Genomic DNA, 25,552 nt, shown 5'->3' with positions numbered 1-25,552 from the left:
TAGGGTGGGCAAAGGCGCGTCAGCGCCGTGCCCACGTCTTCTCATCAAATAGGCAGGACGTGGGCACGCTTCGCTTTGCCCACCCTACAAGAGCCGTTCTTGCGTTGACGTCTTCCCACGTCCGCGCCAATCTTCCCAAAAAACAAATCGGGAGGACCTCTCATGCTCCGCGCCGAGGACAACAAATTCCTGACCGAGTCGGGTGCAGGCACCGGCATGGGCGAGCTGCTGCGCCGGTTCTGGATTCCTGTCCTTCTATCCGAAGAACTCCCCGAACCGGACGGCGAGCCGAAGAAGATCGTCGTCCTCGGCGAGGAACTGCTCGCCTTCCGCGACACGCGCGGCGTCGTCGGTGTCATCGACCGATACTGCCCGCATCGCGGCGCCAATCTCTGGCTCGGGCGCAACGAAGAGTGCGGCATCCGCTGCGTCTATCACGGCTGGAAATTCGACACCGACGGCCGCTGCGTCGACATGCCGACCTCCTACCCCGACCTCAACGCCAAGGATCTGATCCGCATCAAATCCTATCCGGCGCGCGAATGGGGCGAGATGATCTGGACCTATATGGGTCCGCTTGAGGCGATGCCCGAGTTGCCCGATCTCGAAATGGCGCTGCTGCCGGCCTCGCACCGCTATGTCAGCAAGAAATGGCAGGACTGCAACTGGGTGCAGGCGCTGGAAGGCTCGATCGACACCGCGCATTTCACCTTTGCCCATCTCTCCTTCGACAAGGAGGAGAACGACATCCTGGACATCAAGAAGCATTTGGTGAATCCGATCGCGCGGATGTCGAGCGATCACATGCGCTGGATCGCGGAAGACCCGCGACCGGTGATCAAGATCAGCCCGCACGAGGCCGGGCTGACCATTGCCGGCGGCCGGCTCACCGGCGGCGACAACATCTACTGGCGCATCGCGCAATTCCTGATGCCGTTCCACGCCTACGCGCCGAGCGCGATGCCGGGCGAGAGCATTTTTGGCCAGACCTTCGTGCCTGTGACCGACACCAATTGCTGGATCTACACCTATGCCTGGAATCCGGAGCGGCCCCTGACGCAAGCAGAGCGCGACGCCTACGACCGCGGCAATGGCGTGATCGCGGAGGTCGACGAAAATTACGTGCCGCTGCGCCATAAGGGGAACGACTACCTGATCGACCGCAAGCTGCAGAAGACCAGGAGCTACACCGGCATCAAGGGTGTCTCCGAGCAGGACGCCGCCGTGCAGGACAGCCAGGGGCCGATCGCCGACCGCACCCGCGAGCATCTCGGGCCGACCGATCTCGGCATCATGCATTTTCGCAAAGTGGTGATGGATCTGGCGCGGGCGCTCCAGCAGGGCGAGGCCCCGCCGCAGGCGGCGCATCAGGATCGCTATGCAGTGCGCTCGGGCGCCTGCGTCACCAGCAAGTCGAAGGATTTGCCCGCGGTCATGCTCGAACGATTCGGCGATGTCGCGGGCTTCGTCGGCCGGCCACGCATCGCGGCAGCGGAGTAGGATTTGTCGTCAGGGCGGGACATCGTCGCAATTCTCCTGGTGTCGCTGGTCGCGCTATTGCTTCCGTCGATCGATGCGGGTCAGGCTGCCCCGGCCCGAAAGGTCGCGAAAGCGAGGCCCAAGCCTTCGCCCGCGCGGGCCAAATGTGAGATGCCGAAATTCCGGATCGTCGTGGATGTCGGGCATACGCCGGACTCCTACGGCGCATTGAGTGCGCGCAACGATCCGGAGTTCGGCTTCAACTTCCGTCTCGCAAGACTCATCACGGCGAAACTCAAGTCCGAAGGCTTTGCCGCAACACGCCTGCTCGTCACGGACGGCAAGGCGCGGCCCAGCCTGTTCAAACGTGTCGGCAACGCCAATGGGTCGCACGCCGATCTCTTCCTGTCGATCCATCACGATTCGATGCCGGACAAGCTGCTCGAGACCTGGGAATTCGATGGCGCGAAGAGCTATTTCAGCGATCGCTTTTCGGGCCACTCGCTGTTCGTGTCGCAGCGGAATTCGCACTTCGCCACCAGCCTGATCCTGGCCCGGATGATCGGCAGGCAGTTGAAGGAGCAAGGCCTGCACTATGCCAGCCAATACACTTTGCCGCTGATGGGCCGTTACCGGCGCCAGTTGCTCGACAAGGATTTCGGCGTCTACCGCTATGACGGGCTCGTCGTCCTGTCGCGGACCAGCAGCGCCGCAGTGCTGCTCGAGGCCGGCTCCATCATCAACCGCGACGAGGAAATGGCGATGAACGCACCCGAGCGGCATGAAACGATTGCGGCTGCCGTGGCGTCGGCCATAGGGGAGTTTTGCGCGAAGCGGTAGATTGCTCCCGCCGTCATTGCGAGCGCAGCGAAGCAATCCAGAGTCTTTCCGTGGAGGCGGTCTGGATTGCCTAGTCGCAACGGCTCCTCGCAATGACGGGAGGCTACAGCGGTGTCCGCCGATACTCCCGGTTCGCCAGGCTCGCCTCCTCCAGATCCAGATCGCGCTCGATCCGGCGGCGGGTCTCGTCGGTGATCTGGCCGTCGCGCAGGAGATCGTGGATGAATTTTCGTTCGGCCGCGATCAGGTCGCGGGTCAGCGCGGTACCGGCGGCCGAGACGTCGTGGTGGGTGGGATCGAGTGAATCAGGCAGCTGGTTGACGCGGATGTCGTGGCGGGCACGCAGGAGCCGCATCACTTCGTCGGACACCTCCTTCTCCTCGGTCAGCGCGTCGAGCGATTTCAGTGCTGCATCCAGCGCCTGGCGGCGCGCGGCGATCTCGGCCTCGTGCTCGGCGGCATGCTCGTTACGGCCGGCCTCGGCGACGCCGAGCCACCGCACCACCGGCGGCAGCGTTAGCCCGACGCCGATCAGCGTGACGAAGATGACGCCGAAGGCCACGAACAGGATCAGGTCGCGATACGGAAATGCATCGCCATCCGGCAGCGTGAACGGCAGTGCCAGCGCGGCCGCGAGCGACACTGCGCCGCGCACGCCGGTGAAGGCGAGCACGAACGGCCATTGCCAGGGCGGCGACGGATCGCGCTCGCGCAACGATCTGCTGAGCATCCGCGGCAGATAGGTTGCGGGATAGAGCCAGGCGAAGCGCGCGACCACGACGATCACCAGGACCACGGCGGTTGCGATCAGGATGTCGTCGAGCGGGAACGCCTTCGATTTCTCGTAGAGCGCGCGCATCTGGAATCCGGTGAGCAGGAACAGCACGCCCTCGATCAGGTAGATCACGAGGTCCCAGAAGAAGATGCCCTGCAGGCGCGTTGCCGACGAGATCAGCAGCGGGCCGTTCCAGCTCACATAGAGGCCGCAGGCCACCGTCGCGATCACCCCGGAGCCGCCGATATGCTCGGGCAGCCAGTAGGACACGTAGGGGGTGATCAGCGACAGCGTCAGCTCGACCTGCGGATCCCCGGACCATTTGCGGAAGCGAAGGGAGAGCCAACCGACGCCGATGCCGAACGCGATCTCGCTGGCGACGATGAGGAGGAATTCGCCGGCCGCGAGCGGCAGCGAAAAATGCCCGACCATGATGGCGGCCAGCGCGAAGCGGTAGAGGGTCAGCGCAGTGGCATCATTGGCGAGCCCCTCACCCTCGAGGATGACCAGGAGGCGCCGCGGCATGTTGAGCCGGCGCGCGATCGCGAGCGGCGCCACCACGTCGGGCGGCGCGACGATGGCGCCGAGCAGGAAGCCGATGGTCCAGGGCAGGCCGATCATATAGTGCGTGGCGGCCGCCACCATCGCTGCGGTGAAGATCACGGCTCCGACCGCGAGCAGCACGATGGGACGCAAATTGTTCTTGAACTCACGCCAGCTCATGGCGACGCTCGCCGAGTAGATCAGCGGCGGCAGCACCATCAGCAGCACCAGTTCCGGCGGCAATTCCACCGGGGGCATGCCCGGCACGAAGGCGAGGCCGACGCCGGCCAGCATCAGCAGGATGGCGGGGGCGACGTTGAAGCGGCGCGCGGCCAACGCCACGCCTGCCAATACGGCGAGCAGGATGAGAAAGGTCTGAAACTTCGCTTCCATGATGGTCTGTCTTGACCCGGAAGCGACTGCTACGTCAATGCGCGCGGCTTACGCCAGCCGCTCGGCCACCATCCGCCCGATGCGTGCAAAGGCGGCTTCGATCTGCGCCGCATTCGGCGCGCCGCCCTGGGTATAGGCCGCGATCAGGATCGGCGTCCCGGGCTTCGGCCAGACGACCGCGATATCACCCGAGGCGTCCTTGCCGTTGTTGCCGGTCTTGTCGCCGATGGTCCAGTCTGCGGGGAGGCCGCCGCGCAACCGGTTCGCGCCGGTCTTGCAGTTCACCATCCAGTCGGTGAGCAGGGCACGCGACGCCGGCGACAGCGCCTCGCCCACCACCAGGCGCCGCAAATTTCCTGCCATCGCCGCCGGGGTCGTGGTGTCGTGGGGATCGCCCGGCGGGGAGCGGTTGAGTTCTGGCTCGTTGTGGTCGAGCCGGGAGGTGGTGTCGCCGAGCGATCGCCAGAAGGCGGTGAGGGTGGCGGGGCCGCCGATCCGCGCCAGCAGCAGATTTGCGCAGGTATTGTCGCTGAGCTCGACGATCGCCTTGCACATGTCGCTGACCGACATCGCGCCGGCCGCTAGATTCTGTTTGGCGACCGGCGCATAGTCCAAGAGGTCAGGCTTGCCGTAAGCGATCATGGCCGCAAGCTGCTCCTCGCCGCGGTCGACCCGGGCCAGCACGCAAGCCGCAAGCGAGGCCTTGAAGGTCGAGCACATGACGAAGCGCTCGTCGGCGCGCCATGCGAGTTTTTTGCCGGTCGCAAGGTTCTCTGCATAGACCCCGATCCGTCCACCGCTCTCGCGCTCATAGGTTTCGAGCTCAGGCGGTGCCTCAGCGGCCAACGCGGGAGAGGCGGCGATCCAGCACAGCGAGGCGAGCAGGGAGCGACGATCGAGCGGCATGGAGACTTTCAGATGCTGTCATTGCGAGGAGCGAAGCGACGAAGCAATCCAGTCTGTCTCCGCGGAGGGGTTCTGGATTGCTTCGCTTGCAACGACGGGGGATGGATATCGAGCGCGTCCGAATTCAGGCAGCGGAACGTCGAGCCTCACTCCCTCAAATCATAACGATACGACTTCGACACGATCTGCCAGCCGTCGGCGAGCTTCATCGCCACCAGATAATCGGTGAAGAAACGCGGCGGCAGCTGGCAACGGACCTTGATGAAGGCGGTCTTGTCGTCCGAACGGTCGATGGTGACGATGAAATCCTCGCGCGGCTTGCCTTCGGCCTTGGCGGAGGCGCGCTTGCGGACGCGGTCGAGCCAGTCGGGCACGGTCAGGACCTGGAGCTCGCTCTTCTCGACCCAGCGCAAGTCAGCGGAGGGATGGAAGATGGTGCCGAGCTTCTCGGCGTCACCCTCGTAAAGCCCGTCGAAATAGGATTGCACGACGGCTTCGACACTCGAACGGTTCTGGCTCATGGGTCATCCTTTTGCATGATGGCTTGGGCGGAACTTAGTCCTACACATCGAAATGCGCTATGGGTGTCTCTCGTCAATCGCGCGAGGGTGTTGGAATGACCGGATCAGAAACTTCGAACGCTCGTATCCTGATCGGCGAATGCTACTGCCGCGCCGTGCGCTTTGAGGTGGCCGATGCGTTCTCCTATGCGATGAACTGCCACTGCTCGAACTGCCGTCGCACTACCGGCTCCGCCTTCAAGCCGTTCGCCGGCATCGCGCAGGACAAGCTCCGCATTGTCCGGGGGGAAAACCAGCGGATGATTTTCGGCAACGACACCACCCATGACGCCCATTGTGGGCGATGCGGCTCGCTGCTTTATTCCCGGGTGCGTGAAGGACAATGGGTCCATGTCGCCATGGGAACCCTGGTTGATGCCCCCTCGATCCGGCCGAGCGCCCACATCTTCGTGGCCTCGAAGGCGCCCTGGCACGAGATTACGGACAATCTGCCGCAATATCGGGGGCATATTGGCGATGCCTAAGGGGAATTCGGTCTGCACGCCTGTTTGGCAGCGAACCCCGACCGCGCTGGCGCGACAAACAAAGGGGGTCCTTCGGGCTGTCGCCGGCGCGGCCTTGGTGACCTCCATCACAAGCGCCGGCACCGGATCCTGCTAAAGCGGTCCCAAGGGGGACCGAAACGTCCCGAACTTCGGAAGTCGTGTCATGCGCAACCTGCTCAGACTCTGCCCGCTTCTCCTCGCCGCCGTGCTGCTGTTCGGCACGGATCCCGCCTTTGCCGGCAACCGCGTCGCGCTGGTGATCGCCAATTCGGCCTATCAGCACGCGCCGTCGCTCACCAATCCCGTCAATGACGGTGCGGTGATGGCGAAGACGCTAAAGGAGGCCGGTTTCAACAGCGTCGATTTCCGGCACGATCTATCGGCCCTGGATACGCGGCGCGTGCTGCGAGATTTTGCCGATGCGACCCGCAATGCCGACATCGCCGTGGTGTATTATGCCGGTCACGGCATCGAGGTCGAGGGCTCGAATTATCTGATCCCCGTCGACGCCAAGCTCGAGCGCGACACCGACGTCTATGACGAGGCGCTCTCGCTCGACCGCGTCCTGGTCGCCGTCGAACCGGCAAAACAGCTTCGGCTGGTGATCCTGGATGCCTGCCGCGACAATCCGTTCGGCAAGACCATGAAGCGCACGGTGGCCGCGCGCGGTATCGGCCGGGGCCTCGCCCAGGTCGAGCCGACCAGCCCCAACACGCTGATCGCCTATTCGGCGAAGGCCGGCTTCACCGCCCAGGACGGCGACGGCGCCAACAGCCCCTTTACGGTCGCGCTGTCGAAGCATCTGACGACACCGGGCCTCGACGTCCGCCGCGCCTTCGGCTTCGTGCGCGACGACGTGCTCAAGTCGACCGGCAACAAGCAGGAGCCGTTCGTCTACGGCTCCCTCGGTGGTGAGGACGTGCCGCTGGTTCCGGTCAAGGTGACGGCCGCAGCAACGGTTGCGCCCGCGCCGAACCCGCAGGCCGATATCCGCCGCGATTACGAGCTCGCGCTCCAGGTCGGCAACAAGGCGGCGTGGGCCGCCTTCCTCGCCCAGCATCCCGATGGCTTCTATGCGAGCCTCGCCAAGCTTCAAGTCGAGAAAATTGGTGCCGAGCAGGCCCATGCGGCTGCCACCGAGAAGGCGAAACAGGCCGAGGCAGAACGTGATCGTCTCGCCGCGCTCGGCGCACAGAAGGATGCGCAGGCCAGAGCCGCGGCCGATGCGAAGGCCGCCGAGCAGGCGCAGCTCGCTGCGCAGAAGGCCAAGGAGCAGGCGCAGCAGCAGGCAGCTGCCGCCGAGCAGCAGCGCGTCAACCTCGCCGCTGCGGCGCCGAGCGCGGCGCCGGCCAGCACGGCGAGCCCTGCCGGCACCAACGTTGCCTCCTTGACGCCGGCGACCGCGCCGGCCGATCTCAGCCGTTCGGTGCAGACCGAGCTCGGCCGCGTCGGCTGCTTCTCGGGCGCCGCCGACGGCAATTGGAGCACATCCTCGCAGCGCTCGCTGTCGCAGTTCAACCGCTATGCCGGCACCAAGCTCGACGTGAAGGTGGCGAGCACGGATGCGCTGGATGCGGTCAAGGCCAAGCCGTCGCGCGTCTGCCCGGTGGTCTGCGAGCACGGCTTCAAGGCCGATGGCGACAAGTGCACGAAGATCGTCTGCCGTGAGGGCTATGCGGTCAACGACGACAATGAGTGCGAGAAGAAGCGCGCCGCCAAGCCGGCCAAGCCTGCAACGGCGAAGCGCGACGACGGTGATGAACGTCCCGCCCGGCAGCGTCCTCAGGCCGGCGGCGCGGCGGGCGGCTATGGTGCCGCGGCCGGCATTGCTGCCGCGGCTGGCGCCGGTCGCGCCGCAGGTGGCGGGCAAGTCATCTGCAATAACACTGGCTGCCGCCCAGTCAGCCGCGGTTGCCACCTCGAATATCGCGGCGGCGGCGGCCCCGGCAACGATGCCAATGCCGAGGTGTGTCGTTAGGGCATGCATGATCCAGATCGTCGTCCCGGAAGGCCGGGACGATGTCAGGTCGCAATCGCGCTCGCCGCGATGTTGACCGTCAGTGCCAGCAACGCCGTGTTGTAGATGAACGACACGATCCCGTGCGCCGTGGCCGTGCGGCGGATCGTCTTGTCGGTGATGCCGACGTCGGAGACCTGCGCGGTCATGCCGATCACGAACGAGAAATAGACGAAGTCCCAATAGTCGGCGTGGTTTTCCTTGTCGCCGCTCGGAAACTGAAGGCCGCCCGGCTTGGCGTTCCGATAGTAATCATGCGCGTAATGCAGCGCGAAGGTCGTGTGCACGGCGGCCCATGACAGCGCGATGGTGCTGATTGCGATGGTCAGCTCCAACACGCCCCGATGCGGTGTGCCGAGTTCTGAGACGATCGCGGCGATGCTGGCGAAGGCGCCGGTCGCCGTCACCAGCAGGATCACGAAACGGCCGTCGTCCTGCATCGCGGCGGCGCGCCGGATGTGGTGATGGTCGTTGCAAAGCATCATTGCGTAGACCAGCACGAGATAGACCGCGATCAGCGCATCCCAGCCGAACAGGAGCCGTGTCACCAGCCGGTGCGAGCCCGGCAGCAGCAGACAGACCAGGACGCCAGCCGCGAGCGCGATGAAGGTCCGTGGCCGCGCGTAAAGCAGCCGCATCGGCCGCGACATCTGGCGGAAGCGGACGAGGACGGGATCTTCTTTGCCCTCGGCCGCCATCGATGCGTGTCAGCTCTTCCGCTCGGCGACAAACCGCGCGGCGGCCTGCAGCACGGCGGCGCGATCGCCGAAGATCGAGACCGCGCTGTCGGCCCGGGCGAGCAGGTCGCGCACGCGCTGCTTGGCGCCTTCGATGCCGAGCTGGGTGACGAAGGTGGTCTTGCCGAGCGCGGCATCGGCGCCGGCCGGCTTGCCCAGGGCCGCCGCATCGCCCTCGACATCGAGCAAATCGTCGGCGATCTGGAAAGCTTCGCCGAGCGCGCGGCCGTAATCGTCGAGCGCCTGATATTCTTTCTGCGAGGCCTGGCCGAGGATCGCGCCGGCGATGCAGCCGTAACGCAGAAGCGCGCCGGTCTTCATCTGCTGAATGCGGGCGACATCGATCGGCTCGTTGCCGCCAAAGCGGCCTTCGCCGGCGAGGTCGAGGATCTGGCCGCCGACCATGCCGCCGATGCCGGCGCAGCGCGCCAGCGCGCGCGTCAGCAGCAGCCGCACATTGGCGTCGCGATGAATCTCGTCGCGGGTGACGATGTCAAAGGCGAGCGTCAGCAGACCGTCGCCGGCGAGGATCGCGGTCGCGTCGTCGGTCTTCTTGTGCAGGGTCGGGCGGCCGCGGCGCAGGTCCGAATTGTCCATTGCCGGAAGGTCGTCATGGATCAGCGAATAGCAGTGGATGCATTCGAGCGCGGCGCCGACGAGCAGCGCGGCTTCACGGGAGACCCCGAACACTGCCGCGCTCTCGACCACCAGGAAGGGCCGCAGGCGCTTGCCGCCGTTCAGGCTCGAATAGCGCATTGCGTCCATCAGTCGCTTGGGCCGGGCGATCTCATCGTGCAGGATGTCGTCCGACAACAGGCGCCCGAGCAGGGCCTCGGTGTCATCAGCGGTCTTGTCCAGACGCTTGGCGAAATCGGACGGGGACGTGCCGGTCATCAAGAAGGGCTCCAGAACTAAAATTCGGCGGGACAATCCTTTATGCGCCCGCCCCAGTCAATCGTTTGGAAGGCCTAAAAAGTGCTGGAAAAGGCCAGAATTATCACAGACTTAATGGGGAGAGCCGTGGCCGCGTTTCGTTCCATGCCGGAAAGGTCGATTTGCGCATCGTCAAAATCCTGCTGGTAGTGCTCGCGGTTGTCATTCTCGCGCCCTATGTGATCGCGCCCTTCTACCGCACTGGCCATCCGGTTTCGACGCTGATGGCGTGGCGCTCGCTTCGCGGCGCGCCGATGCAGCGGGAATGGATCGATCTGGCGGCGATGTCGCCCTCGCTGCCGCGATCGGTGGTTGCAGCCGAGGATGCCCATTTCTGCAAGCATCACGGCATCGATTGGGGCGCGTTGCGCGAAGCGATCGACGACGCGCAGGAGGATGGTACGCCGTTCCGGGGCGCCTCCACGATCACCCAGCAGGTCGCGAAGAATTTGTTCCTCTGGCAGGGCCGGGATTTCGTCCGCAAGGCGCTCGAATTCCCGCTGGCGCTCTGGATCGATCTCGTCCTGCCCAAGCCGCGGATCCTGGAGATTTACCTCAACATCGCCGAGCTCGGCCCGCAGGGCCAGTTCGGGGTGGGGGCGGCCAGCGCCTATGCCTTCGGCAAATCGGCCGCCGGCCTCTCCCCCCGGGAGGCGGCCCTTCTGGCCTCGATCCTGCCGAATCCGGTCAAGCGCAGCGCCAAAACCCCCGGTCCGGGCGTCCGGCGGCTGGCCGGGACCTATGTGGCAAGGGCGCAGGCCTCTTCACTTGCGACCTGCTGGCGGGAAAATCGCTGATTTTGGGCCCTTTCCGGGCGTATTTTCCGGCCCAAGAGCCTAGCTTTGCGGCCAGCCTTCCTCTATAAGCGCGGCCTTGATCGGCATTCAGCTCGCCTCGGATTGCGGGTGCTGAGCCGTCCCTCGCGGACGATGCCCTGATAACACCAATCCCTAGAGGATATTGAAATGGCCGTTCCGAGAAGAAAAACCTCGCCGTCGCGCCGTGGCATGCGCCGCTCGGCAGACGCCATCAAGAAGCCGACCTATGTGGAAGACAAGGACTCCGGCGAGCTGCGTCGTCCGCACCATCTCGACCTCAAGACCGGCATGTACAAGGGCCGTCAGGTCCTGAAGAAGAAAGAGTCCTGAGTTAAGGACCTTTCTCCAGGCAGGATAATTGGGCCTGCCTGATTTCGGCCAACCCATGAGATATGACAGTGGCGGCGGCGGAGCTAATGCTTCGCCGCCGCATTGTCCTGTCTGGATATCTTGATCGAGAAGGCATTTCGCCGATGGTCGGTTTCCCGCTGCTTCTGATTCCGCTCGCGGTCTACAACATCATCGCCTTCCTGATGCCGACCGTGTCCTTCACGGATGTGCTGTTCAAGGTGCCGATGGTGTCAGGCGAGACCTGGCCGATCACGCTTGCCGACGTGATGCTGGCGCTCGGTATCGTGCTGCTGCTGCTCGAAGTTATTAAGGGCGCGCGGCCCGGCTCGAAATTCCTGATGGATCATCTGCTGTCGCTGATCCTGTTCGGCGCGGCCGCTGCCGAATTCGTGATGTGGCCCAAATTCGGCAACTCGACCTTTTTCCTGCTGGTGCTGCTCGCGATGGCCGATTTCCTCGGCGGCATTGCCCAGCGCACGCGCCGCCGCGTCACCTATGTCGCCGAGACAACGGTGCCGGCGCCACGCAAGTCCAAGCGCCAGGTGGAAGCTCCGGCGGGCGATGCCGTGGCCGAGCCCAAGTTCGAGCCGGTGGCCGCGCCGATCGCAGCACCTGCGGCACCTCCCGCGCCCTCGGCACAGTCGGTCGCCGAATCCGTGTTGATGGATCCTCCCGCACCGAAGCCGGTGCAGAGCACGCCCTCGCCGGAAGTCCCCTCGCCGCATTTGCAGCCGGGCGACGGCACGTCTCCGTCCCCCGACACGCCGCCGCGCTGATCGATCTCAAGCCACCTGCCGCGTGCGCGCGCTGACGCTTTGCAGCGGGCGCTTGCCGCCATAGGCCGTTTGCGCATCTTCGGAGGAGGCGCGACGCAGCCGGCTTGCCTGGGGCAGATGTTCGGCATTGGCGATCAGCTGGGCGACGAAGCTCGGATCGGGACGCGGCAACGGCGTCTTGTGGACCCATTGCAAAACCGGCAGTAGCGGCACCAGGGCCGTGCCCGTGCCGTTTTCCGCCGCGTCCGATCGATCGGTACTCAACATCGCCATCACCGTTGATCCGGCAGTGCCTGTTGCGTTTCGGGACGCTGGTGCCGGGTGCGTGTCAGTACTCGCAAGGCCTATGCCGGATGGGCCGGTTTGGTTCCCCGGCTCGTAGAAACGTGGTTTCCAAATTGTTTATCAACTTTGCCTAGGGTTGGGGACGAATCTGGCTTTATCCTGTGTCAGCTCAGGACTTCCCGCTGTCCCGAAACGAGGCGATTTTGACCCCCGCATTACCGCAAGCCTCCGACGTCCTGGCCGCCCTTGGCCAAGCCGTGTTTGCCTGGGACATCGGCAGTGATGCGATCGTCTGGGGTGACCAGGTCGCCAGCGTCTTTCCCGGCATTCCCGCCGAGCGGCTGGCGACGGGCGCCGAATTTGCCAAGCTGATCGAGCCCGCGTCATCGCTGCGGACCGCTGCGTTGGCACAAGCCTACGCCGTGCATGGTGCCGACGGCACGCCCTACCGGGTCGAGTACGGCGTGCGCATGAGCGCCGCCGATCCCGTGATCTGGATCGAGGAGACCGGCCGCTGGTTCGCCGGCCCCGACGGCCGCCCGGTGCGCGCGATCGGCTCGGTCCGAATCAACAATGAACGCCACGCCCGCGACGAGGAGCTGACCAAGCTGGCCCGGCTCGATCCGCTGACCGGCGAGCTCAATCGCTCTCATCTGATTGCCGCGCTGGCCGAGGCGATCGAGGAGACGACCCGCTTCCGCTCGACCGCGGCCTTCATGCTGGTCGGCATCGACCATCTCGCCCGCGTCAACGACGCCTTCGGCTTCGACGTTGCCGACGCCGTGATCCTCGACGTCGCCAAGCGCATCCGCTCACGCCTGCGTGGCGGCGACGTGCTCGGCCGCTTTTCCGGCAACAAGTTCGGCCTGATCCTGAAGAACTGCACCGTCGACGACATGAATGTCGCCGCCGAGCGATTCCTTGCCGGTATCCGCGACGAGGTGGTGCCAACCAAATCCGGTCCGGTCTCGGTCACCGCCTCGATCGGCGCGGTCAGCGTACCGCGCTATGCCCGCAACACGGACGAGGCTGTCAACCGCGCCCATGAGACGCTGGATGCCGCCAAGCGCCGCCGCGTCGGCTCGTTCGCAGCATGGCGTCCGGATGCCACACGGGACGCCCAGCGCCGCGTCAACATCCGCGTCACCGACGAAATTGTCACCGCGCTGAACGAGCGCCGCATCAAGCTCGCCTATGAGCCGGTGGTGTCGGCCGGCTCGCGCGAGCGCGCTTTCCATGAATGCCTGGTGCGGATGGACCAGGGCGACGGCCAGGTGCTGCTCGCGCCCGACATCGTGCCGGTCGCCGAACGGCTCGGCCTGATCCGCCTGGTCGATCACCGTGTGCTCGAGCTCGTGGTGGCCGAGCTCGCCGCCGCGCCCGACATCTGCCTCAGCCTCAACATCTCGCCGGATACGACCATGGATCCGGACTGGTGGGCGGGCATCGAATCGCTGATGCAGGCCCATCCCGGCGTTGCCGAGCGGCTGATCGTCGAGATCACCGAGACGGTCGCGATCCAGGACATCGATGACGTCCGTGCCTTCGTCGGCCGCCTCAAGCATTTCGGCAGCCGCATCGCCATCGACGATTTCGGCGCCGGCTACACCTCGTTCCGAAATCTGCGCAAGCTCGGCGTGGATATCGTGAAGATCGATGGCGCGTTCGTGCAGAACATCACCCATTCCGCCGACGACCGCGCCTTCGTGCAGACCCTGATCGACCTCGCGCGTCGCCTCGACATCAAGACCGTCGCTGAATGGGTGCAGGACGAGGAAGCCGCAAGCATGCTGCGCGACTGGGGCTGCGACTACATCCAGGGTCGCCTGATCGGGCTGGCATCCGGCGAGCGTCCGTGGGGCGCTTCAACGGATAGTGCGCTGCCTGCTGCAAGCTGAGATGCCGTAGGGTGGGCAAAGGCGCACTTGCGCCGTGCCCACCATTCCTCCGTAATGGATACAGATCGTGGGCGCGCTTCCGCCTTCGCTCTTCGAGCTACGGCGGACAAGTCGCTTTGCCCACCCTGCGAGACCTCGTCACGCCCCCTCATCGAGCGCCACCAGCTCGCGCTTCTTGCGCAGCGACGGCAATAGCGGCGCGATCAGCAGCACCAGGGCAAACACAAGACACACCCCCGAGATCGGCCGCTGCACGAAGGTCCAGAGGTCGCCCTGCGACAGGATCAGCGACTTGCGTAGATTGTTCTCCATCATCGGTCCCAGCACGAATGCCAGCACCAGCGCCGCCGGTTCATAGCCGAGCTTGCGCATGAAATAACCGATGATCCCGAACGCGATCATCACATAGACATCGAACACGTTGTTGCTGGAGCAGTAGACGCCCAGGATCGTGAACAGGATGATCAGGGGGAATAGGATGTTGTAGGGCAGCTTGAGCAGTTGCACCCACATGCCGATCATCGGCAGGTTCAGGATCAGCAGCATGACGTTGCCGATATACATGCTGGCGACGATGCCCCAGAACAGGCCGGGGTTTTGCGTGATCAGCAGCGGCCCCGGCTGCAGGCCGTGAATGACGAAGGCGCCGAGCAGCAGCGCCATCACCACATTCGGCGGAATGCCGAGCGTCATTAGCGGAATGAAGGCGCCGCCCGCCGCGGCATTGTTCGCCGATTCCGGGCCGGCGACGCCTTCGATCGCGCCATGGCCGAGACGCCCGGGCGTCTTCGACAGCCGCTTCTCCAGCGCGTAGGAGGCGAAGGACGCCACGACGGCGCCGCCGCCCGGCAGGATGCCGAGGAAAAAGCCGAGGATGGTGCCGCGCCCGACCGGACCTGCACTCGCCTTCCAGTCCTCCCTGGTGGGCAGAAGATGGGTGATCTTGGTGTTGATGATGTCGCGCTTGATCGCCTGCTCGGTGTTGAGCAGCACCTCGGCAACGCCAAACAGGCCCATCACGACAGGCACGAGCCCGATGCCGTCGATCAGCTCCATGCGGCCGAAGGTCAGACGCGGCTGCGCCGTGATGCTGTCGAGCCCGATCAGTCCGAGCACGACGCCGATGCATGCCATCAGCAATGCCTTCGGCATCGAGCCCTGGGTCAGGAAGGTGAGCACCACGAGGCCGAGCACCATCAGGCTGAAATACTCAGCCGGGCCGAACGCGATGGCGACGCTGGCAAGCTTCGGTGCGACCAGCATCAAGGCGATCAGCGCGAACGTGCCGGCAATGAAGGAGCCGAAGGCGGAAATGCCGAGTGCAGGGCCAGCGCGTCCCTGCTTCGCCATCTGGTGGCCGTCGATGCAGGTGACGACGGAAGCTGCCTCGCCGGGAATGTTGACCAGGATCGAGGTGGTCGAGCCGCCATACATCGAGCCATAATAGATCCCGGCCATCATGATGATGCCGGATTCCGGCGTGCCCGATAGCGTCACGGGCAGCAGGAGCGACATCGCAGAGATCGGCCCGATACCCGGCAGCACGCCGACCAGCGTGCCGATGAAGACACCGATGAAGCAGTAGAGCAGGTTGACCGGCAGCAGCGCGACGCCGAACCCATGCGCGACATTGACAAGCGTATCCATAGGGTCAGCCGATCCCGAACAGGCCCGAGGGCAGCTGGATCAACAGCAGCCGCTTGAGCACCCACCACATGCCTGATGGCACCAGCACGGCGATCGGGATCGCCAGCGTCCAGCGAACGGGATCGATCAGCCGCAACAGCAGCAGCACCAGGGGGATCGACGACAGCAGGAAGCCGAGTGGTTCCAGTGCAATGGAGAATGCCACGAGACAGGCAATCAGCAGGAGCGGCTTGCTCCAGCGCACATTCTCCCAGCGCGAGGCCAGCGTCGGCGCACCCTCGGTGACCGCCGAGACGATGATGGCGCCTGCGAACACGCACATCAGGATGCCCGTGTAGAACAGCAAGTAGCCGGAGCCGGGATCGTTGATGGTGCCGAGCTTGAGCTTCATGCCCGACCAGATCACGAAGCCGCCGAGCGCGAACCCGATCAGCCCGCCCCAGAGCTCGGAATTGCTGAGGCGGAGTTTGACGTTGGTTTGATCGCTCATCGGCACTCTCTCGGCCGTTCCCCGGACGCTGCGCAGCGCGAAGCGGTGCGCTGCAGAGCCGGGGCCCATGGGTTCGTGGCAAAGGTGGGTCCCGGCTCTGCGGTGCACCGCTGAAGAAGCGCTGCACCGCGTCCGGGACACGGAAGTGGCTCAGCCCTACTTCTTCGCAAGCCCGAGCGTATCGATCACCTTGCGCTCGGACTCCGTGACCTCGACGACGAACTTCTTGTAGTCCTCGGTGTTCTTGTAGTTCGGCACCATGTCGTATTTGGCGAGCGTCGCGACCACCGCGGGATCCTCGACCGCCTTCTTGAAGGCATCGTGCAGCTTGGCGACGATCTTTGGATCCATGCCTTTCGGGCCGGCGATGCCGAAGGGGGAATCATAGACCATGGGATAGCCGAGCTCCTTCAGCGTCGGCGCGTCGGGATAGTTCGGCGAACGTGCGCCGGTCCACACCATCAGCAGCCGCAGCTTGCCGGCGTCGACCAGCGGCCGCCATCCCGTGGAGTCCGCCTGAAGCATCGTGTGCTGTCCCAGCACCGCGGCGTTGGTCTCCGCGCCACCCTTGAAAGGAACTTGCGTCAGCTTGATGCCGGACATCGCGGCGATCTGCTCCATGCCGATATGCAGCGAGGTGCCGGCGCCTGGCGTGGCATAGGTCACCTTGCCCGGATTCGCTTTCGCGAACTCCACGACGTCCTTCCAGCTCTTGAACTGCGACTCCGCGCTGGTGGTCACACCGAAGGTGTAGCCGGTGAGATGGATGATGTAGGTGAAGTCCTTTGCCGGATCCCACGACACTTCCTGCATCAAGGGCAGGCGGAACACGGTGATCGGAATCTGCGAGATGGTGTAGCCATCCGGCTTCGCGGCCGCCGCCATGGTCGCCGGGCCCACCGTGCCGCCGCCGCCGGCCTTGTTGTCGATCACGATCGGCTGCCCCAGCACCTTCGAGGCGCTGTCGGCGATGGCGCGCATCGAGATATCGGTCGATCCGCCGGCCGGCCATGGCACGATCAGCGTGATCGGCTTGCTGGGATAGTCTTGCGCGCTGGCGGCAGTCGAGAGCAATGCGCCCATGACAGCATGCATCGCGGCAAATGCGATCGTCTTCAGCCCGTATCGCGGCATCGAAACTCCTCCCCTCGCGGCGGCCTCTTTGCGGGCCGCCGTTTCTCGTTCTTACGCGGCGATTGTTCCTGAAATCGAGGGAGAAGAAAAGCGCATTGCGCAGATCGCGGGTGCCGGGCGGTGCGGCAAGCCCGGTCGAGGCGGCACATGCGACAATTCGTCGTTTGGTGGTGTGCCGAGAGGCGGAATTTGAGGAAGCCGTTATGCCACGCGCCGGACCGAACTCAGCGTCTCGATGGTGCGGCCGACCTCCGATGCGGGGCACGGCCTGCCGAAATAATAGCCTTGCACGGCGGTGCAGCCGCATTCGCGGACGAAGTCGAGTTGTTCCTCGGTCTCCACGCCCTCCGCGGTCGTTTCGACGCCGAGCACGGAGCCGAGGCTCGCGATGGTGCGGACGATGGCAACGCTCTCCGGACTTTCGCCGAGCGTGCCGACAAAGGAGCGATCGATCTTGATGCGATCGAATGGAAATTTGCGCAAGTAGCTCAGCGAGGAATAGCCGACGCCGAAATCGTCGAGGCTGACGCGTACCCCTAACGCGCGAAGCTGGTGCAGGATCTCGATCGTCGCGTCGCTGTCGTCGAGCAGCGCCGTCTCGGTGACCTCGAGCTCGAGCCGTTGCGGCGGCAGGCCGGCTTCGGCAAGTGCGCTCGTGACCATCGCCACCAGCCCGCGCGAACGGAACTGCACCGGCGACAGATTTACCGCGACGGTGACATCGGGCCAGGACGCGGCGGTCGCACAGGCGCTGCGCAGCACCCATTCGCCGATCGGAACGATCAGCCCGGTCTCTTCAGCGATCGGAATGAACTCGGCCGGCGAGACGAAGCCGCGCGACGGATGTTTCCAGCGCAGCAGCGCCTCGAACCCGGTGAGCTCGGACGAATCGAGCCGCAGCTGCGGCTGGAACACCAGATGGAATTCACGCGCCTCGAGCGCGCCGCGCAGATCGTGCTCCAGCGCGTGCCGACTGCGCGCCTCTTCCTCCATCTCGGGCTCGAACAGCTGATAGGCGCCGCGCCCCTTGGCCTTGGCCTGGTACAGCGCGAGATCGGCGCATTTCATCAGCTCGTCGGCATCGAGCCCGTGGTCGGGCGCGATCGCGATGCCAACGGAGACGCCGACATGGATCGACTGGCTTTCCAGTGGCGGCGGATGACCGATGACCTCGACCAGGCGCCGGGCCAGCTTTTCCGCCGATTGCGGCTGCGGTCCGCGCTGGAGGACGGCGAACTCGTCGCCGCCAAGGCGCGCGACGGTGTCGTGCTCGCCGACATTCTCCTTCAGCCGCGCCGCGACCCAGCGCAGCAGCCGGTCGCCGGCGGCGTGGCCGAGGCGGTCGTTGACGGTCTTGAAATTGTCGAGGTCGAAGCACAGCACGGCCATCGCGCCGCCGGCGATCGCGACCTGGTTCAATCCCTCACCCATCTTTTCGCGGAACAGCATGCGGTTGGGCAGGTCGGTCAACGAATCGTGCCGCGCCATGTGCGCGACGCGCGCCTGGGCCTTGTGGCGCTCGGTGACGTCCTCGTAGGTGACGACCCAGCCGCCATGCTCCATCCGCTTGTGATTGAGCTTGATGATGCGGCCGTCGCTCAAATGGCGGTGCAGCGTATGCTCGCCCTCGCGTAGCCGCTCGACGTAATCGGCATAGAGCCGCGCGGCTGTGGTGTTCTGATGAATGCCGAGCTCGCAGCTGTGCTCCATGATTTCGCGCATCGAGACGCCGGGCTTCACGACATCAGGCGACAGGCCGTACATCTCGATGTAGCGGCGATTGCACACGATGACGCGCAGGCTCGCATCGAGCATGCACAGGCCCTGGCTCATGTTGTTCAACGCCGCGTCGAAGCGGCGATACTGCTCGCTCAGCTCCTCGATCGCGTGCTCGCGTTCGGTGATGTCCTCGTAAGTGGCGACGAAGCCGCCCTCGGCCAGAGCGCAGTACCTGACCGAAATCACGGTGTCGTTCGACATCCGACGGCGCATCGGGGAGGCGTCGTGATTGGCGATCCTCGCACTGGCGGCTTCCAGCAGCTGTTGCGGGCTGTATTCGGAAGAGAACGCGCCGTTCGCCATCGAGCGCTCGATCAGCTCGGCGAGATGCGTGCCGGGCCTGGTCTCCTCCGGCGACAGCAGGTAGATCTTGCGGTAGGTGTTGTTGCAGACGCGAAGGCGCATGTCGCTGTCGTAGAAGGCGAGCCCGTGCGCCATGTTCTCCATCGCGGCGTCGAGAATGAAGTTCTGCTGCCGCAGCGTCTCTTCGTATTGCAGCCGGTCGGTGACGTCCTCGTGCACGGTGACCCAGCCGCCGTCGGGCAGGAAGCGGGAGGCCGTCTGCACCATGCGTCCGTCATAACGCATCACCAGCAGGGATTTCGCCTTTCTGGTGCGCACGTCCTGCAGCCTGGATTTATGGAATTCGTCTGTCGGCATGCCCGGCAAATTGCCGCGCGATACCCAATGATCGAGCACCTCGCGATGCGAGGCTCCCGGCTTCACGATCTCGGGATCGAGATTGTAGAGGTTCAGGAATCGTTCGTTGCAGACGACGACGCAGCTGTCGGCGTCGTACATGATGAGGCCGTGCGACATGTTGGAGAGCGCGTGCTGGCTGCGCTCGGTCTGCACGCGCAATTCCGCCTCGAGCCGGGCGAGGCGGGTGACATCGTCGCAGATCGTCATCCAGCCGCCGCCGGGAAGCGGCTTCAGCTCGAGCGACATGACGAGCCCGGTCGCAAGCTGCTGCTCGGTCCGGAACGGCTTTCCCCCCGCGATCTGCGCGATCCGCGCCGAGTAGAGCGTGTCGAGCTGGTCCTGGGGAAAGTTGCCGCGCATCGCACTATGCGCAAGCACCTCGCGGTAGCTCGTGCCCACCCGCACGATGTCGGCCGACATGTCGAACAGCGACAGGTAACGCTGGTTGACCAGCACGATCCGGTTGTCGGCATCGTAGACGCAGACGCCTTGTTCCATGTGGTCGAGCGCAAGCTGGCTCAGCGCGACCAGGGCCTCCGGGCCCTGCTCGCGGCGTGCACCAAGCTCGTTATCGCGGGTCGACGTCATGGGATCGGCGGGATCTCGGCGAGCAATAGACTTAACGCAGCCTAATTCAGCCGCCGAGGGTAACGAAGAGGCCGGAAAATTCCCTTAAGCGCAGTAGTTTACGGACGGTGACTGGCGATGGAGAGCGCGTCGGAAATGCGGAGGTGCGCGCGAGAGTTGGCCGGGAGGGCGCGTCAAATGAAGTGGCGTCCCTGCGAAAGCAGGGACCCATAACCACAGGGAAAGGTTTGACGAAGATTGGAAGTGAAGGGGCCTTCCCGTGGTACCAGCATTGCGGCTTAGAGACAGATCACGCGGTATGGGTCCCTGCGCCCGTGCGCAATTGCGCACTAGGCAGGGACGACAGCGGTGGTCTGGTCCGACAGCCTTCCCTACGGCCCGTACAACACCAGTTCCGTATCGGTGAGATCGCCGAGCTGCGGCCGATCCGGGCCCTTGAAGTATTTGCGACCGCGCCGCTCGGTATAAATACCGACCAGGCCAGGAAGCGGTCCATTGGAATCGATCGCCACCGCGATCTTGCCGAGCCGAAGCAGCAGCCGGCCGATGCGGCCTGCGCAGGCGGCGTATTCCGCGGCGCTGCGGCAATAGATCAGCTTCATCGCAGGGGGCGCGATGAACCCGCGGCGGATCCGCACCGGTTGCAGGATGAAGGGGAATGTTCCCTTCGGCGTGCGGCAGACGAGGCTGAGGCAATTGTAGCGCGCATGCCGCGTCAGCAGCTCGGTTTCGCCTTCGGAAAGTCCCTCGATCGTCTTGGCGTGAGGCGAGATGACCTCGATCTCGCTCCAGCGCGGAGGCCGCGCCAGGGCAGGAACCGAGAAGAATATGCCGCGGCAATAGGCGCGAAAGCCCTGCGTTTCGATGATCGGCCAGGTCCACGGTGCCGGGCTGATGTTGAAATAGGTCACGTCCTTGTGCCGCTGCGCGATCTTGGTCAGCAGCGGGGCATAGTTGCGGTAGGCCGGATCGACATACCAGCTCGACAGATTGCACTGGATGGCGGTCTCTTCGCCGTTCTTCCGCGCCGTGTAGATCAGCAGCAGCACGCCGACCGGCGTGCCGTCACTCTCGAGCATGTAGCCGAAGCGCGGATAGCCCTCCGGCACGGACCGGAAGGCCTGCCGGCGCAGACCCTGGATCCAATAGTTCCGCGAGCGGCCGACGAAGCCGCGCGTCAGCAGGTCCGCGACCGCTTCGGCGTCGGACTCGGTGATCTCGCGGCATCGCACCTTGGTGTGAATCACGCTCGTCTTACCCGTGGAAATGACAGGCCTCGTTTGGTCTATTGTTTCAGCATGGTCTCTTCGGAAGACCGCTTCGCACTTTTCGCTGACGCGGTCCTTCGGATCCGGATCATGCTGCTAGCGCCAGCCCTCGACATGGGCGTCGGCCGTGCCCCGCGGCTGCAGGCCCAGGACGTCCCGCACCTTGGCGGGCCAGGCGGAAAGGTCGGTGCCGTGGGTGTGGAACATGGCGACCGCCAGCCGGTCCATGCCGAAGGCGACGCAGCCGGTGTGGGCCGGCTCACCGCCGGCATCCTGGATTCCCCAGGTCGTGCCGAAATGCTCGCGGTGATAGTTGAAGCTCATGCAGGCCGTCGGCTGCTCTTCCGAGCGCAGTGGAATGAGCAGCTCGAACTTGAGCTGTTGCTGCTTCTGGCTCACCGCCTTCATCTGGCCGACGCGACCGAAGAAAGGATCGCTGGCATAGTCGACACGGAAGGTGAGGCCGAGGTCGGTCGCGATCGCCTGCGCGCGCACCATCCAGCGCTCGCGGAAATCGGCGACGTCATCGGGGCTGCCGATGCAGACATATTCGCGCATCCGGAACGATTGCAGCCGGTCGAGATGTTTCGACGGCTCGCGGCGGAAGCAATCCGCGGCAACGTCGAAGCGCAGACCACCCTTCGGCAAGGGGCCGCGGCTCGCCGCGATCGGATAGACCGGATAGCAGGCGGCGGGCGACAGCACGAGATCGGCGGGAGACAGCGAGGTGGTCCAGTCGCCGCCGGCGTCGAAGCGGCTCACCGCGGCGTTGATCTCGCGCTCGGTGCCGTGCAGACCGCAAACGCAGCCGAGCAGATTCGGAAAGCTCTTGAGGTAGCCGGATTTCTCCAGCTGAGCCCGGCTCATCACCGGCGGGAAGCGCATCACCTCGGTGCCGCTCTCGCGATGGCTCGTGATCAGCGCCGCGAGTTTCTCGACGACGCCTTCATAGAGCGCGGTGCGGGCATAGACGCCGTCGGCGCCCATGCGGTGGAACAGCTTGTCGGCCAGATGATCGAGCGGATCGATCATCTGCGGCGCGGTCGCGGGCGAGTCGGGGAGGATGGCAATATTCATGGCGCGATGTCCTGCTATCTCAAAATTGTTATTGTTGATTCAGTCGTGAAGGCTTGTCGGCACGCCACTCATCAGCGTCGATGTCGCGGCATTGGCCAGAATGCGGTCGTTGTTGATCATGATCGGGGACGACAGCACGTCGCGGAGGTGCCGGCCCATGGTGAACTCGCCGTCGTTGCGGTAGCCGGAGAGGCCGGCTGTGCGCATCGCATGCATCACGGTCTCGACCGCGAGTTCGGAAGCCTGCACCTTCAGCAGCGTGATCGAGGACTGGAAGTCGAGCGAGCCGAGGGCGCGCTCGTCATGCTCGGCGCGGGCAAAGGCATCGATGTTAGTCGACAGCAGCGCACGCAGCTTTGCCAGCGACATCTTGGCGGCGGTGAAATGTGCCGCGGCCGGCGGCATCTGGCCGCCGGAGGTGCGGGCCGCCTTGCGGACGAAGGCTTGCGCGCGGGTCACGGCTGCGGCGGCGATGCCGGCCCAGGCCGACGACCAGCACAGATGTGCGAACGGCGTCATGGTCTGGGCGTGGATCTTGTCATAGGATTCCGGGAAGACGCGATCGGCGGGGCAATCGACCTTCAGCTCGAAGCCGGTCGAGCAGGTGCCGCGCATGCCGAGCGTTTCCCAGCCCAGCGTCCGCTTCAGCGAATAATCGTCCTTGGCGAGCGCCAGCAGAACCTGGTCGGAGGCGGCGGCCTCGGTAGCGCGGCGGGCGATGGTGACGAGGCCGTCGGCTTCCGCGCCGTAGGAGATCACGGTGGCGTCGCGCACCAGCGAGACGGTGTCGCCGGCGTGATCGACGGCAGCGGCGCTGGCGCGGATGTTGCCGCCGTTCTGGCCTTCGGTGGTGGAGGAGGCGAGCAGCCACTGGTCGCGGGCGACCCGGCGCATCATGGTTTCCATCCAGGGGATGCCGTGGCCGTGCCTGACGACGCAGGCAACCTTGGTCTGGTGCATCGCGTAGATCATCGCGGTCGAGGCGCAGGCGCGTCCGAGCGTGTAGCAGATGTCGGTGACGTCGTAGATGGAGGCACCGAAGCCGCCGAACTCGACCGGGATCATGACGCCGAGCAGCTTCTGCTCGCGCGCGACCTCGAAAGCCTTGTGCGGGAAACGAGCGTCGCGATCGACCCCGTCTGCGTCGGCCGCGGCAGCTGCGGCGGTTCGGGCGGCGCGCTCGATCAGGGAGGGGCCCTGCTCGAGGAAGCCCGTCTGCGTTTCGTCGACAGTGAGGACTGCTTCACGCACGTTCATACTCGTCCGCCTCCGGTTTGCCGTTCGAGATCGCCGGCATCATTCGCGATGCGCGTAAGCGATCCTCCGGCCATCTTTGCTTGTGAGACGAGGCTACGGATTTAATTCAAATTCGTCGATGAAATAGAGGGTAAACAAAGTCCAATTCCGAACGAACAGTTAAGGTCCGGTTGTTTGCATCACCCGTTTTTCCAGCATCGCGTTAGGACTCTGGAAGAAGCCTGAATTTCAGACAATCTGAGTCATCGTTTACTAAGAAACGCGAAGTATTGGTGTCGCCCATTGCGGGACCGACAGGCCGTGCCCATCCTAGCGGCAAGCCGGTCCGACCTTTTACAGACAGACGGGAATTTGCCGATGCAATCCTTTGATACCGACGTACGCAATCGCATCATCAAGCTGGTGAAGGGCATCCTCGAGCAGAATTCGCTCGCCGCTAACGTCACGCCGTCCGCCAAGCTCGTCGATGTCGGCCTGACCTCGATGGACATGGTCAATCTGATGCTCGGCGTCGAAGCCGAGTTCGACTTCACCATCCCGCAAGCCGAGATCACGCCGGAAAATTTCCAGTCCGTCGAGACGCTGGAGCGGATGGTGGCGACCCAGCTGCAGCTGGCGACCGCGGCTTAAAGCCAAACCGCAACTGTCGTCCCTGCCTAGTGCGCAATTGCACACGGGGCGCAGGGACCCATACCGCGGAATCTATCGACCTTATGACGGTCGAATTACCGAACTACGAGTCTTCGCCAAACCACGGCCTGTGGTTATGGGTCCCTGCGTTCGCAGGGACGACACTGAGTGTGGGGCCTCCGCCCTCACACTATATCGCCCCCACCACCCCCGTTCCAAAACCGCCGCAAAACTGGCATAGCTTAACCATGTCGCACGTGGCGAACAGGGTGGAGCAGGCATGACGCAGGCGGTATTGGGCATCATCGGCGGCTCGGGCATCTATGATTTGCCGGGCCTCGAGGGTGCGCGCGAAGAGGTGATCAGGAGCCCCTGGGGCGAGCCGTCGGCGCCCGTGCGCCGCGGCACCATCGCAGGGTTGCCGATCGTATTCCTGCCGCGGCATGACAAGGGGCACCGGCTGTCGCCCTCCGACATCAACTACCGCGCCAATATCGACGTTTTGAAGCGGGCCGGCGTCACCGATTTGATCTCGCTATCGGCCTGCGGCTCCTTCAGGGAGGAACTGCCGCCGGGCACCTTCGTTCTCGTCGACCAGTTCGTCGACCGCACCTACAAGCGCGAGAGCTCGTTTTTCGGCCGGGGCTGTGTCGCCCATGTGTCGATGGCGCATCCGGTTTCTCCACGTCTGCGCATTCATCTTGCCGCGGCCGCTGAAGCCGAAAGCATCGCAATCGCGCGTGGCGGCACGTACGTCTGCATGGAAGGGCCGCAGTTCTCCACCTATGCGGAGAGCATGACCTACAAGACGCTGGGCTATTCCGTGATCGGCATGACCAACATGCCGGAGGCGAAGCTCGCGCGTGAGGCGGAGATCTGTTACGCCACGGTGGCGATGGTGACGGATTTCGACTGTTGGCATCCCGATCACGATGCCGTCACCGTGCAAGATATCATCCGCGTGCTAACCTCGAACGCCGACAAGGCGAAAGCGCTGGTGGCGCGGCTGGCAAAGGATTTTCCGCGCGAGCACGAACCCTGTCCGATCGGCTCGGATCGCGCGCTCGACACAGCGCTGATCGCCGCACCCGAGGCGCGCGATCCCGAGCTTCTGAAGAAGCTCGACGCGGTGGCCGGGCGCATCCTGCGCGTGAAGTGAAAGG

General features: G+C 64.6%; 23 protein-coding genes. 10 read left to right on the top strand and 13 right to left on the bottom strand.

Annotation, left to right across the window (positions count from 1 at the left end; translation table 11 throughout):
* The first annotated feature begins 162 nt into the window (after positions 1 to 162).
* A complete protein-coding gene (locus GA0061098_RS28470; protein ID WP_091964470.1) occupies positions 163 to 1,500 on the top strand; it encodes a Rieske 2Fe-2S domain-containing protein in 1,338 nt (445 codons plus the stop codon).
* A 3-nt stretch (positions 1,501 to 1,503) separates the two neighbouring features.
* Entirely contained in the window at positions 1,504 to 2,319 is an 816-nt protein-coding gene (locus tag GA0061098_RS28465; protein ID WP_165637662.1) for an N-acetylmuramoyl-L-alanine amidase, read from the top strand.
* 103 nt (positions 2,320 to 2,422) lie between these two features.
* On the opposite strand, the gene GA0061098_RS28460 is transcribed toward GA0061098_RS28465, so the two are convergent.
* The 3 genes from GA0061098_RS28460 to GA0061098_RS28450 all read right to left on the bottom strand — a co-directional run bounded on the left by GA0061098_RS28460 (position 2,423) and on the right by GA0061098_RS28450 (position 5,457).
* Positions 2,423 to 4,030: a Na+/H+ antiporter gene (locus GA0061098_RS28460; protein WP_165637661.1), complete on the bottom strand. Its 1,608-nt coding sequence runs from the start codon at positions 4,028 to 4,030 to the stop codon at positions 2,423 to 2,425.
* 48 nt (positions 4,031 to 4,078) lie between these two features.
* Positions 4,079 to 4,936 carry a class A beta-lactamase gene (bla, locus tag GA0061098_RS28455; protein WP_091964465.1) on the bottom strand — a complete coding sequence of 286 codons (858 nt, stop codon included), beginning with the start codon at positions 4,934 to 4,936 and terminating at the stop codon, positions 4,079 to 4,081.
* Positions 4,937 to 5,082: 146 nt separating this feature from the next.
* The gene (locus GA0061098_RS28450; RefSeq protein ID WP_091964462.1) at positions 5,083 to 5,457 is read right to left on the bottom strand and encodes a nuclear transport factor 2 family protein; all 375 of its coding nucleotides are present in this window, start codon (positions 5,455 to 5,457) and stop codon (positions 5,083 to 5,085) included.
* A 95-nt stretch (positions 5,458 to 5,552) separates the two neighbouring features.
* On the opposite strand from GA0061098_RS28450, the gene GA0061098_RS28445 reads away from it, so the two are divergent.
* Together GA0061098_RS28445 and GA0061098_RS28440 are read left to right on the top strand one after the other, a co-directional pair.
* Positions 5,553 to 5,981 (top strand): GFA family protein, encoded by a 429-nt coding sequence (locus GA0061098_RS28445; protein ID WP_091964459.1) that lies wholly within the window; start codon positions 5,553 to 5,555, stop codon positions 5,979 to 5,981.
* A gap of 184 nt (positions 5,982 to 6,165) precedes the next feature.
* Positions 6,166 to 7,980: a caspase family protein gene (locus tag GA0061098_RS28440; protein ID WP_091964456.1), complete on the top strand. Its 1,815-nt coding sequence runs from the start codon at positions 6,166 to 6,168 to the stop codon at positions 7,978 to 7,980.
* A gap of 44 nt (positions 7,981 to 8,024) precedes the next feature.
* Here GA0061098_RS28440 and GA0061098_RS28435 read toward each other — a convergent pair whose 3' ends face one another.
* Both GA0061098_RS28435 and GA0061098_RS28430 read right to left on the bottom strand, forming a co-directional pair.
* Complete coding sequence (locus GA0061098_RS28435; protein WP_091964453.1) at positions 8,025 to 8,717, bottom strand: DUF1345 domain-containing protein; 693 nt, start codon at positions 8,715 to 8,717, stop codon at positions 8,025 to 8,027.
* 9 nt (positions 8,718 to 8,726) lie between these two features.
* The gene (locus GA0061098_RS28430; protein WP_091964450.1) at positions 8,727 to 9,650 is read right to left on the bottom strand and encodes a polyprenyl synthetase family protein; all 924 of its coding nucleotides are present in this window, start codon (positions 9,648 to 9,650) and stop codon (positions 8,727 to 8,729) included.
* A 161-nt stretch (positions 9,651 to 9,811) separates the two neighbouring features.
* Between GA0061098_RS28430 and mtgA the strand changes: the two genes are divergently transcribed.
* The 3 genes from mtgA (at position 9,812) to GA0061098_RS28415 (ending at position 11,634) form a co-directional block, all read left to right on the top strand.
* Positions 9,812 to 10,486: a monofunctional biosynthetic peptidoglycan transglycosylase gene (gene mtgA / locus GA0061098_RS28425; RefSeq protein ID WP_091964448.1), complete on the top strand. Its 675-nt coding sequence runs from the start codon at positions 9,812 to 9,814 to the stop codon at positions 10,484 to 10,486.
* 168 nt (positions 10,487 to 10,654) lie between these two features.
* Entirely contained in the window at positions 10,655 to 10,837 is a 183-nt protein-coding gene (gene rpmF / locus GA0061098_RS28420; protein ID WP_007598106.1) for a 50S ribosomal protein L32, read from the top strand.
* 143 nt (positions 10,838 to 10,980) lie between these two features.
* On the top strand, positions 10,981 to 11,634 hold the full coding sequence (locus tag GA0061098_RS28415) for a hypothetical protein (protein ID WP_165637660.1): 654 nt from the start codon (positions 10,981 to 10,983) through the stop codon (positions 11,632 to 11,634).
* Positions 11,635 to 11,640: 6 nt separating this feature from the next.
* On the opposite strand, the gene GA0061098_RS28410 is transcribed toward GA0061098_RS28415, so the two are convergent.
* Positions 11,641 to 11,901, bottom strand: a complete 261-nt coding sequence (locus GA0061098_RS28410) for a hypothetical protein (RefSeq protein ID WP_038970702.1) — start codon at positions 11,899 to 11,901, stop codon at positions 11,641 to 11,643.
* A gap of 221 nt (positions 11,902 to 12,122) precedes the next feature.
* On the opposite strand from GA0061098_RS28410, the gene GA0061098_RS28405 reads away from it, so the two are divergent.
* The gene (locus tag GA0061098_RS28405) at positions 12,123 to 13,817 is read left to right on the top strand and encodes a bifunctional diguanylate cyclase/phosphodiesterase (protein ID WP_165637659.1); all 1,695 of its coding nucleotides are present in this window, start codon (positions 12,123 to 12,125) and stop codon (positions 13,815 to 13,817) included.
* Between the two features lie 138 nt (positions 13,818 to 13,955).
* On the opposite strand, the gene GA0061098_RS28400 is transcribed toward GA0061098_RS28405, so the two are convergent.
* The 7 genes from GA0061098_RS28400 to GA0061098_RS28370 all read right to left on the bottom strand — a co-directional run bounded on the left by GA0061098_RS28400 (position 13,956) and on the right by GA0061098_RS28370 (position 23,759).
* On the bottom strand, positions 13,956 to 15,464 hold the full coding sequence (locus tag GA0061098_RS28400; RefSeq protein ID WP_091964439.1) for a tripartite tricarboxylate transporter permease: 1,509 nt from the start codon (positions 15,462 to 15,464) through the stop codon (positions 13,956 to 13,958).
* 4 nt (positions 15,465 to 15,468) lie between these two features.
* Positions 15,469 to 15,954, bottom strand: coding sequence for a tripartite tricarboxylate transporter TctB family protein (locus tag GA0061098_RS28395; protein WP_091964582.1), 486 nt, complete (start codon positions 15,952 to 15,954; stop codon positions 15,469 to 15,471).
* A gap of 156 nt (positions 15,955 to 16,110) precedes the next feature.
* On the bottom strand, positions 16,111 to 17,088 hold the full coding sequence (locus tag GA0061098_RS28390) for a tripartite tricarboxylate transporter substrate binding protein (RefSeq protein ID WP_091964436.1): 978 nt from the start codon (positions 17,086 to 17,088) through the stop codon (positions 16,111 to 16,113).
* 201 nt (positions 17,089 to 17,289) lie between these two features.
* Positions 17,290 to 20,157: a PAS-domain containing protein gene (locus GA0061098_RS28385; protein ID WP_091964433.1), complete on the bottom strand. Its 2,868-nt coding sequence runs from the start codon at positions 20,155 to 20,157 to the stop codon at positions 17,290 to 17,292.
* Between the two features lie 371 nt (positions 20,158 to 20,528).
* The gene (locus tag GA0061098_RS28380; protein ID WP_091964431.1) at positions 20,529 to 21,404 is read right to left on the bottom strand and encodes an acyl-CoA acyltransferase; all 876 of its coding nucleotides are present in this window, start codon (positions 21,402 to 21,404) and stop codon (positions 20,529 to 20,531) included.
* 117 nt (positions 21,405 to 21,521) lie between these two features.
* On the bottom strand, positions 21,522 to 22,502 hold the full coding sequence (locus tag GA0061098_RS28375; RefSeq protein ID WP_091964428.1) for an amino acid--[acyl-carrier-protein] ligase: 981 nt from the start codon (positions 22,500 to 22,502) through the stop codon (positions 21,522 to 21,524).
* Positions 22,503 to 22,541: 39 nt separating this feature from the next.
* Positions 22,542 to 23,759: an acyl-CoA dehydrogenase family protein gene (locus GA0061098_RS28370; protein WP_091964425.1), complete on the bottom strand. Its 1,218-nt coding sequence runs from the start codon at positions 23,757 to 23,759 to the stop codon at positions 22,542 to 22,544.
* 357 nt (positions 23,760 to 24,116) lie between these two features.
* On the opposite strand from GA0061098_RS28370, the gene GA0061098_RS28365 reads away from it, so the two are divergent.
* On the top strand, positions 24,117 to 24,389 hold the full coding sequence (locus GA0061098_RS28365) for a phosphopantetheine-binding protein (protein ID WP_091964422.1): 273 nt from the start codon (positions 24,117 to 24,119) through the stop codon (positions 24,387 to 24,389).
* 280 nt (positions 24,390 to 24,669) lie between these two features.
* Positions 24,670 to 25,548 carry an S-methyl-5'-thioadenosine phosphorylase gene (locus GA0061098_RS28360; protein ID WP_091964419.1) on the top strand — a complete coding sequence of 293 codons (879 nt, stop codon included), beginning with the start codon at positions 24,670 to 24,672 and terminating at the stop codon, positions 25,546 to 25,548.
* Positions 25,549 to 25,552: the final 4 nt, after the last annotated feature.

This window comes from Bradyrhizobium shewense (assembly GCF_900094605.1).
Classification (GTDB): Bacteria; Pseudomonadota; Alphaproteobacteria; order Rhizobiales; family Xanthobacteraceae; genus Bradyrhizobium; species Bradyrhizobium shewense.
The sequence above is the reverse complement of the archived record's forward strand: the minus strand, read 5'-3'. Positions and strand labels throughout refer to the sequence as shown.